7 protein-coding genes and 1 pseudogene are annotated in these 9,313 nt (G+C 69.0%); 5 read left to right on the forward strand and 3 right to left on the reverse strand.

The window, feature by feature from the left end; all coding sequences use genetic code 11:
- Positions 1 to 159 precede the first annotated feature (159 nt).
- Positions 160 to 1,428, forward strand: a pseudogene (locus Q8814_RS21735) (condensation domain-containing protein); the annotation flags it as partial.
- Positions 1,423 to 3,660: a S9 family peptidase gene (locus tag Q8814_RS21740; RefSeq protein WP_408015962.1), complete on the forward strand. Its 2,238-nt coding sequence runs from the start codon at positions 1,423 to 1,425 to the stop codon at positions 3,658 to 3,660. The pseudogene Q8814_RS21735 and the gene Q8814_RS21740, both read left to right, overlap by 6 nt.
- 16 nt (positions 3,661 to 3,676) lie before the next feature.
- Here Q8814_RS21740 and Q8814_RS21745 read toward each other — a convergent pair whose 3' ends face one another.
- From Q8814_RS21745 to Q8814_RS21755, 3 genes are all read right to left on the reverse strand, one after another.
- The gene (locus tag Q8814_RS21745) at positions 3,677 to 4,336 is read right to left on the reverse strand and encodes an LppP/LprE family lipoprotein (protein ID WP_330154062.1); all 660 of its coding nucleotides are present in this window, start codon (positions 4,334 to 4,336) and stop codon (positions 3,677 to 3,679) included.
- A 103-nt stretch (positions 4,337 to 4,439) separates the two neighbouring features.
- On the reverse strand, positions 4,440 to 5,132 hold the full coding sequence (locus tag Q8814_RS21750; protein WP_330154063.1) for a response regulator: 693 nt from the start codon (positions 5,130 to 5,132) through the stop codon (positions 4,440 to 4,442).
- Entirely contained in the window at positions 5,129 to 6,736 is a 1,608-nt protein-coding gene (locus Q8814_RS21755; protein WP_330154064.1) for a sensor histidine kinase, read from the reverse strand. Before Q8814_RS21755 ends, Q8814_RS21750 begins: the two co-directional genes overlap by 4 nt.
- A 171-nt stretch (positions 6,737 to 6,907) precedes the next feature.
- Here Q8814_RS21755 and Q8814_RS21760 point away from each other — a divergent pair, with 171 nt between their 5' ends.
- The 3 genes from Q8814_RS21760 to Q8814_RS21770 all read left to right on the forward strand — a co-directional run bounded on the left by Q8814_RS21760 (position 6,908) and on the right by Q8814_RS21770 (position 9,194).
- A complete protein-coding gene (locus Q8814_RS21760; protein ID WP_330154065.1) occupies positions 6,908 to 8,275 on the forward strand; it encodes a cation:dicarboxylate symporter family transporter in 1,368 nt (455 codons plus the stop codon).
- A gap of 72 nt (positions 8,276 to 8,347) precedes the next feature.
- Positions 8,348 to 8,677, forward strand: coding sequence for an ArsR/SmtB family transcription factor (locus Q8814_RS21765; protein WP_330154066.1), 330 nt, complete (start codon positions 8,348 to 8,350; stop codon positions 8,675 to 8,677).
- A gap of 10 nt (positions 8,678 to 8,687) precedes the next feature.
- The gene (locus Q8814_RS21770) at positions 8,688 to 9,194 is read left to right on the forward strand and encodes an SRPBCC family protein (protein WP_330154067.1); all 507 of its coding nucleotides are present in this window, start codon (positions 8,688 to 8,690) and stop codon (positions 9,192 to 9,194) included.
- The last annotated feature ends 119 nt before the right edge of the window (positions 9,195 to 9,313 follow it).

The following is a 9,313-nucleotide window of genomic DNA, read 5'->3' on the forward strand; positions in this document are numbered from 1 at the left end:
GATGCCGTCTCCGAAGTCGCCGAGCGGTGGTGCAGCGCCCTCACGGGTCTCGCCGCGCATGTCGCCCGGCCCGACGCGGGCGGCCTCACCCCGTCCGACCTGCCGCTCGTCGCAGTGCGTCAGCCCCAGATCGACCGCTGGGAATCCGCCTACCCGGGGGTGCGCGACATCTGGCCGCTGCCCCCGCTGCAGGCCGGACTGCTGTTCCACACGCGCCTGGCGGCCGGGTCGCTCGACGTGTACGTCGCGCAGCTGACCCTCGAACTCGCCGGTACGATCGACGCCGACCGGTTGCGGGCGGCCGTCGACGCCGTCGTCGCGCGGCACGCGAACCTGCGCACCGCCTTCGTCTACGACGAGACCGGCGACCCCGCCCAGCTCGTCCTCGACCGGGTCGACGTGCCGTGGCGCGAGGTGGAGGCCGGGGCCGGCCAAGTCGCGGCCCTGCTCGACACCGAGCGGGCGGCCCCGTTCGATCCGGCGCGGCCGCCGCTGCTGCGCGCCGTGCTGGCCCGCACCGGCCCCGACCGGGCGACCTTCGTGCTCACCAACCATCACCTCGTCCTCGACGGCTGGTCGATGCCGCTGCTGGTGCGCGAAGTGCTCACCGGCTACGTCTCCCGCGCGGCGCTGCCCGAACCCGTGCCGTTCCGCGACTACCTGCGATGGTGGACCGAGCAGGACCGCGACCGGTCGCTGCGGGTGTGGGGCGAGCTGCTCGACGGCGTGGCGGAGCCGACGCTCGTCGCACCGCACGCAGGCGACATCGTCGACGAGAACCCCGACGACATCGACATCCCGCTTCCCGAAGAGCTGCTCGACGCGCTCACCGCCCGGGCCCGCGACACCGGCGTCACCGTCAACACGCTCGTGCAGGTCGCCTGGGCACTCGTCCTCGGCCGGTGGCTCGCGCGCACCGACGTGGTGTTCGGCGCGACCGTGTCGGGCCGGCCCGCCGACCTGCCCGGCGTCGAGAACATGCTGGGCCTGTTCATCAACACCGTGCCGGTGCGGGTGCGCCTCGCGCACACCGACACGATCACCGATGTGCTGCGCCGCGTGCAGGACGAGCAGGTGTCGATGCTCGACCACCATCACGTCGGTCTGGGTCAGATCCAGGAAACCGTCGGTGCCGGCACGCTGTTCGACACGCTGACCGTGTTCGAATCGTACCCGGTCGACCGGGCCGGTTTCGACGAGACCACCGACCTGGCCGGCATGCGCGTGATCGGCATCGACGCCCGCGACGCCACCCACTACCCGCTCACCGTGATGGCGATCCTCGAGCCGCGACTGGGGCTGAGCGTGCGCTACCGCACCGACCTGTTCGACCGTGCCACCGTCGAACGCATCGCGCAGCGCCTCGTCGGTGTGCTCGACACTGTCGCCGCGCGCCCGCAGACCCCGATCCGCGACGTCGACATGTTCATCCCCGGTGAGCGCGACACGGTCGCCGGTTTCGAGGGCGGCCCGGTGCGCGACCTGCCCTCGGTCACCCTCGCGGATCTCGTTGCGCAGCAGGCGCAGCGCACCCCCGCCGCAACCGCGGTGCTCGTCGACGGCGGCAGGGCACTGTGCTGTTCGGAGTTCTCGTCGCGCGTGAACCGGCTCGCGCGCTGCCTGATCGCCGACGGCATCGGGCCGGGCGATCTGGTGGGCGTCGCGATGCCGCGGTCGCTCGAGCAGCTCGTCGCGATCCACGCCGTCGTCGCCGCGGGCGCCGCGTACGTGCCGATCGATCCCGATCAGCCCGCGTCGCGCACCGCGCACGTCCTCGACACCGCCTCTCCCGCCCGGCTTCTCGATGCCCTGCCCGATACCGCGGGGTTCTCCGCCGCGCCGATCACCGACGCCGACGACTGGACACCGCCCGAAGTCGCGCCCGGGGTCGAACTGCCAGGCGAGCAGGTACTGCTCGACGGCAACGTCGAAGCCGAAGGCCACGAGTTCGTCTCCGTCGGCGCGTTCTCGATCAGCCACGACGGGACGCTGCTCGCCTACTCGACCGATGTCGTGGGCGACGAGCGGTACACGCTGCGATTCAAGAACCTCACCACCGGTGAACTGCTCGCCGACGAGATCCCCGGCACCGCACCGGGCGCCACGTGGGCGCTCGACCACAGCCACGTCTTCTATCAGACCGTCGACGAGTCGTGGCGGCCCGACACCGTGTGGCGGCACAAGCTCGGCACCGCTCGCGACGAGGACGTGAAGGTCTTCCACGAACCGGACGAGCGGTACTGGGTGTCGGTCGGCGCGACCCGCAGCGAGAAGTACCTCATGATCTGGGTGGGATCGAAGATCACCACCGAGGGATGGATTCTCGAATCCGACAATCCCACAGGCGAATTCCGCGTTCTCCTGCCGCGCCGGGAGGGTGTCGAGTACGGCGCCGAGCACGCGGTGGTCGGCGGACAGGACCGGCTCCTGATCCTGCACAACGACNTTCNCCCCGAGATGGGGGAGAAGGCCGAGAACTTCGTGCTCGCCGAGGCGCCCGTCGACGAGCCGTCGGCGCTGCGCACCCTCATCGAGCATCGGCACGACGTGCGCCTCGAGGATGTCGAGGCCTTCGAAGGTCATCTCGTGCTGGGCTATCGCCGCGAAGCCCTCACCCGGATCGCGGTGTGGCCGCTCACCGACGACGGATACGGCGAGCTCACCGAACTCGAATTCGACGAAGAGCTGTTCGCCGTGGGCCCGGGTGGAAATCCCGAGTGGAAGCAACCCGTGCTGCGGCTCGGTTTCACGTCGTTCATCACCCCGACGCGGGTGTACGAGTATGTCGTCGCCACCGGAGAGCTGTTGCTGCGCAAGGCGCAACCGGTGCTCGGGGACTTCGACCCGGCGCGCTACGTGCAGCGCCGCGAGTGGGCGAGAGCCGAGGACGGCACCGAGATCCCGCTGTCGATCGTGCAGCGCAAGGACCTGCCCGACGGTCCGGCGCCGACCCTGCTGTACGGGTACGGCTCGTACGAGGCCAGCATCGACCCCGGATTTTCGGTGGCACGGCTGTCGCTGCTCGACCGCGGCATGGTGTTCGTGGTGGCGCACGTACGCGGCGGCGGTGAGATGGGCCGGCACTGGTACGAGAACGGCAAGTCGCTCGCGAAGAAGAACACCTTCACCGACTTCGTCGCGTCCGCGAAGCATCTCGTGGACACGGGCGTCACGAGCCCCGACCGGCTCGTCGCCGACGGCGGCAGTGCAGGCGGACTGCTGGTGGGCGCGGTCGCCAACCTCGCGCCCGACCTGTTCGCGGGCATCCTCGCCAACGTGCCGTTCGTCGACCCGCTCACCTCCATCCTCGACCCGTCGCTGCCGCTGACGGTGATCGAATGGGACGAGTGGGGCAATCCGCTCGACAACCCGGAGGTGTACGAGTACATGCGCTCGTACAGCCCCTACGAGAACGTCGAAGCGAAGCACTACCCGGCGATCCTCGCCATCACCAGCATCAACGACACGCGGGTGCTGTACGTCGAACCCGCCAAATGGGTCGCGAAGCTGCGGGCCACCAAGACCGGTGATTCGCCGCTGCTGCTCAAGACCGAGATGAGCGCCGGCCACGGCGGAGTGTCGGGCCGGTACGAGAAGTGGCGCGAGGTGGCGTTCGAATTCGCTTGGGTCCTGGAGACTTCCGGCGCCTACCGGGTGTGATCGCGGCGCGTCGTGATCAGTTTCCACCACCGTAGGAATCGAGCATCTCCTGCGGGAGCGGTTGCTGCATGACGATCTGCGTGCCGTCCCATGCGTAGGTGATCTCCGCGGGACCACCCTGCGGACAGCAGAACGGCTCGTCTCCGGTGAGCCACCGGTACGAGGCGGTCACGGTGGTGTCGGTGGACCCGGCGACCGAGGTGAAGGCATAGGGCTCGGAGGTGCCGGTGCCGAGATAGCGGCCGTCGGCGAAGAACAGGATGTGTTCGGGTGCGGCGGCGCTGTTGCCGCCCACAGCGACCAGCCAGCGTAGGGACGGGCACTGCCCGATGGGCGCGTCGGTCGCCGTCTCGGCTCGCCATGCGAACGTGCCGTCGCCCATGCCCGCCAGAGCCTCGGCAACCGGTGCGGAGTCGAGGTCGAGGCACCGGCCGTTGCCCTGGAGTGGATCCGACGCAACGGGCGCATCGGTCGGTACCGCAGGCGGTGACTGCGCCTGCGGGGTCGATCGGATCGGGGTCGGCGCTGGGGTCACGACCGTCGGGGTCGCCGCCGATTGTTCGCCGGAAGCCGGGGGTGGCGCAGGTGTCGCTGTCGTCGCCGGATCGTCGGTGCCGCACGCGGTGAGCAGTGCGGCCGTGGTGGCGCAGATCAGCAAGGTCGGATGGAGCCTCACGGGTGCCTCCTCGGTCGGTTCCGGACTCGGTGGCCGGACCCATCCGGTACTTCGCGCCGGTCGGGACTCCCGTTAGCCGCGTTACCGCATCGTTGTGGGCGCGTCATGCTCGTAGCTCGTACCGGACTTGCGGTCGTCCGGCACGTCCGTATTCGGTGTGCCTGGCCAGGACACCGTCGTCGGCGAGGCGCTCGAGGTAGCGCCACGCCGTCACCCTCGACACGCCGACGGCGGCACCGACCTCCGCGGCGGTGCGGGGAGCGCCGGCCTCGCGCAGGAAGGCCGCCACCCGCTCGGCGGTGGCCGGGGCGATGCCCTTCGGGCTCGCGGCCCGGGCATCGGAGGAGCGCAGCGCCGCCATCGCGCGGTCGATCTCGTGCTGGCCGGTGGCGGTTGTCGCGTCGTGCAACGCATTCCGGTACGCGAGATAGGCGTCGAGTTTGTCGCGCAGCGCCGCGAACGTGAACGGTTTGAGCAGATACAGCACGATTCCGCGCGACACGGCGGTGCGGACGACGGTGAGGTCGCGCACGGAGGTGACGGCGATGATGTCCGGACCGGGCCGGTACCCGCTCAGTGTTGCCGCCACATCGAGACCGCTCATGTCGGGCAGGCCGATGTCGAGCAGTACGAGATCCACCGGGTTGCCCGCCGCGGCGGCGGCCCTGACGGCCCGCAACGCGTCCGTGCCCGTGTGTGCGACACCGACCACCGCGAATTCCGGCAGGCGGCTCATGTATTCGCGGTGGGCGTCCGCGATGAGGTGTTCGTCTTCGACGATCAGGACACGAATCATGCTGTGTCCTCACGTCGGTCGTGGACCGGCGGCGCGTGGCGCAAGGGGATCTCGGCGACGATCATCGAGCCGAGCGACGGTTCCGTGCGCAGCGTGCCGCCGTACCGTGCGACGACCTGCGTCACCAGCGCCAGTCCGAGACCGTGGTGATCGGACTTGGTGGAGTAGCCGCGTGTCGTCGCGCGCGCGAGCACCTCGGGCGACATTCCCGGCCCGCTGTCGGCAACTTCCACAGTCATCGTCGAATCATCTTCCCGGATAGCAACTTCCACCCAGGGCTCGGGTGAGGTTCGGGCGGCGTCGATCGCGTTGTCGACAAGATTGCCGACCAGTGTGACGAGGTCGCGGGTGCTCAGGCCCGAGGCCGACTCCAGCGCGGTGTCCTCGGTGACGGTCAGTTCGACACCGCGTTCGGCGGCGTCGCCGATCTTACCGAGCAGCAGCGCCACGAGCGCGGGCTCGCGCACCGCGGCGGTGAGCCGATCGATGAGTGCCTGCGACATGGCGAGTTCCTCGGTGGCGAACGCGACGGCCTCGTCCGTGCGGCCCAGTTCCACCCTGGTGACGATGGTGTGCAGGCGGTTGGCGGACTCGTGGGCCTGCGCGCGCAGCGACTCGGCGAAACCCTTCACCGAATCGAGTTCGCCGAGGACACTTTGCAGTTCGGTGTGGTCGCGCAGGGTCACCACGGTGCCCAGTTTGCGGCCCTCCCACGCCACGGCATCGCTGTTGACGACGAGCACCCGGTCGGCGGTCAGGTGCACCTCGTCGCGCACGTCGTCACGGGTCGCGAGGTCGCGCAGGGTTTCGGGCAGGTCCTCGAAGTGCACCGGACCGTCCGGTGACAGTCCCACCAGGCGGCGGGCTTCGTCGTTGACGACATCGATCCGCGGTACCTCGCCGTCGGTGCCCAGCACGAGCAGCCCCTCACCGATCGAGTGGAGTACCGCGTCGTGGTGCTCGTACAGGCGCCGCAATTGATCGGGGGCGAGGCCGAGCGTCTGTCGCCTCAGTCGACGGGCGATGAGGTACGCGCCCACCATCGAGATGGCAAAACCGGCTGCGACGACCCCGAGAATCGTGGGAAGACCGGCGACGAACTCGTTCCAGATGTGTTGACGCGTCACCCCGACCGACACGAATCCGACCAGCTCACCCGTGTCGCCGAGCACAGGGGCGACCGCGCGGATCGACGAACCGAGTGAGCCGGTGTAGGTCTCTGTGAACGTTTCGCCGGTGCGGGCGGGGTCGGTGTTGCCCGTGAAGGGCAGGCCGATCAGCTCGGGGACCGGGTGGGTCAGGCGGATCGCGTCCTCGTTCAGGACGACGACGAAATCCACTTCGGTGGCGAGGCGGACGGCCTCTGCCCGTTCCTGGAGTGTCCCGGCCGGATCGCCGGAGACGATGCCGCGCGCGACCTCGGGGAACAGCGCGGTGGTCTCCGCGACTTCGATCACCTCACGACGCGTCGCCGTGTCGGCGTCCCGCCGCTCGTCGGCGACGAAGAGCGCGCCGGCCACCACCGCCACCACTGCGAACACCACCAGCTGCAGAATCAGCAGCTGCTGCGCGACGCTGAGGGGTGCGCGGTCTCGCCGGTCCACCGTCACCTCCCGCGCCGTGCGGTCACTGCCCGCCCTGAACACAATGCACGCAATCTTCTGGGGCGTCTGCTTCGGCGCCACTATTTCAGCATGACGTGATTCCGGTCACCTGCAGGCGCAGAAAGCACCGATCAGTCACGACCGATATCCCACCGGACGCAAAGGGCGACCATGAGCAGTAGCACCTCACGCGGAACGAAGCGCCGCGACCGTACCCACTGGCTGTATATCGGCGTCGTCGTCGCCGTCGTCGCGGGCATCACCGTCGGGTGGCTCGCGCCCGAGACCGGACAGTCCCTGGGGATTCTCGGGACGATGTTCGTGGACCTGATCAAGATGATGATCAGCCCGGTCATCTTCTGCACGATCGTGCTCGGCATCGGATCGGTGCGGGCCGCGGCCAGCGTCGGGCGTATCGGCGGAATGGCCATGATCTATTTCGTCTGCATGTCGACGGTGGCGCTCGCCATCGGGCTCGGTGTGGGCAACCTGCTCGATCCGGGCTCGGGACTGACCCTCGATCCGGCGAACGCCGGTTCGGGCGCCGAACTCGCCGACAAGGCGCACGCCGCGGGCGGGACCGCCGACTTCGTGTCGTCGATCATCCCCACGTCGCTGCTGTCCGCGCTGACCGCCGGCAGTGTCCTGCAGACCCTGTTCGTGGCGCTGCTCGTCGGCTTCGCCATCCAGGGCATCGGCAAGGCCGGAGAGCCGATCCTGCGCGGTGTCGCGCATGTGCAGAAGCTCGTGTTCCGGATTCTGACGATGATCCTGTGGCTCGCCCCGATCGGCGCGTTCGGTGCCATCGCCAACGTCGTCGGCCAGACCGGTCTGAGTGCGGTGCTGCAGCTCGGCGTGCTGATGCTCGGCTTCTACCTGACGTGCCTGCTGTTCGTGTTCGGTGTCCTCGGGTCGCTGCTGCGCGCCGTCGCCGGAGTGTCGGTGTTCAAGCTGGTCCGGTACCTCGCCCGCGAGTACCTGCTGATCTTCGCGACGTCCTCGTCGGAGTCCGCGCTGCCGCGCCTGATCGCCAAGATGGAGCACCTCGGCGTGGAGCGCACCACCGTCGGCGTGGTCGTGCCCACCGGGTACTCGTTCAACCTGGACGGCACCGCGATCTACCTGACCATGGCCGCGCTGTTCGTGGCCGACGCGATGGGCCGGCCGCTGCAGCTCTCGGAGCAGGTGTCGCTGCTGCTGTTCATGGTCATCGCCTCGAAGGGTGCTGCCGGGGTCACCGGAGCCGGACTGGCGACGCTGGCCGGCGGCTTGCAGAGCCACCGCCCGGACCTGCTCGACGGCGTCGGCCTGATCGTCGGGGTGGACCGGTTCATGTCGGAGGCGCGGGCGGTGACCAACTTCTCCGGAAACGCCGTCGCGACGCTGCTGATCGGCACCTGGACCCGCTCGGTGGATCGCGACCGCATGAACGAGGTGCTGTCCGGGCGGCTGCCGTTCGACGAGAGCATGCTCGGTGACGACCACGGCATGCCGGAGGCACCGAAGGAGCCGTCGCGGCTCGAGAAGGTAGCGGTGTAACTCCCCGAACCCGGAAAGCCCGGCCGGTATATTCCTTGACTGGAATATAAACCGGCCGGGCATTCTGATGTGGTGAGTGACGCGATCTGGGCTGCCCTCGCCGACCCGCACCGGCGCGCGGTGCTCGACCTCCTCCGTCGCGAAGGTGGCTGCACCGTCGGTCGCATCGTCGACGAGCTCGGCGCTTCGCAGCCGGCCACCTCCAAGCACCTGCGTGTGCTGCGGGAGGCCGGAATGGTGCAGGTACACAAGGACGCTCAGCGCCGCGTCTACACGGTCGATCCCGAGGCGGTGGCCCGGGTCGACGCCTGGCTCGAGCCCTACCGGAAGTTGTGGAACGAGAGCCTCGACGCCCTCGATCGCCACCTCGACACACAACCCGGCACTCCGAAACACAGCTGAAGGAGCAGTCATGCACAACCGAGGCACCTACACAGAATTCGACGGCCGCCCCGCAGTGAAGTTCGAACGGGACTATTCCTGTTCCGCCGAACGCGTGTGGACGGCAATCACCGATCCGAACGAACTCGCCCACTGGTTCCCCGCGACCGTCGAGAGCGAGCTGCGGCCCGGCGGAACCATCTCCTTCTCCTTCCCGGACGAACCCGACGCCGCGCCGACCACCGGACGGGTTCTTCTCGTCGACCCACCCCGGCGTCTCGCCTACACGTGGGAGGGCGACGAGCTGCACTTCGAGATCACTCCCACCCCGGAGGGCTGCACGCTGACCTTCGTCAACGTCCTCGCCGAGCGCGACACCGCGGCCCGCAACGCTGCCGGCTGGACACTGTGTCTCGAGATGCTCGACGAGCTATCGGCAGGCACGACCCCGGTGGGAGCCGAGACGCCGTGGCAACCCGTCTACGAGGCGTACGTCGCCGATGGGATGCCGCACGGAGCTGCCGTTCCGGGGCAGTGATCGCGGGCACGATAGCTTGGGGAGTATGACCACGTCCTTGCACAACATTCCGATCAACACTCTCTCCGGTGAGCCCACCAGCCTCGGCGCGTACGAGGGCCATGCGCTCCTCGTCGTCA

Origin of the sequence: Rhodococcus chondri, assembly GCF_036327435.1 — a bacterium.
In the GTDB taxonomy this organism is placed as follows: domain Bacteria; phylum Actinomycetota; class Actinomycetes; order Mycobacteriales; family Mycobacteriaceae; genus Rhodococcus; species Rhodococcus chondri.

What these genes read in the sequence shown, in the direction of transcription:
- Q8814_RS21750 (WP_330154063.1), bottom strand. Translation starts at nt 5,132, where the DNA reads ATGATTCGTGTCCTGATCGTCGAAGACGAACACCTCATCGCGGACGCC.
- Q8814_RS21760 (WP_330154065.1), top strand. Translation starts at nt 6,908, where the DNA reads ATGAGCAGTAGCACCTCACGCGGAACGAAGCGCCGCGACCGTACCCAC.
- Q8814_RS21770 (WP_330154067.1), top strand. Translation starts at nt 8,688, where the DNA reads ATGCACAACCGAGGCACCTACACAGAATTCGACGGCCGCCCCGCAGTG.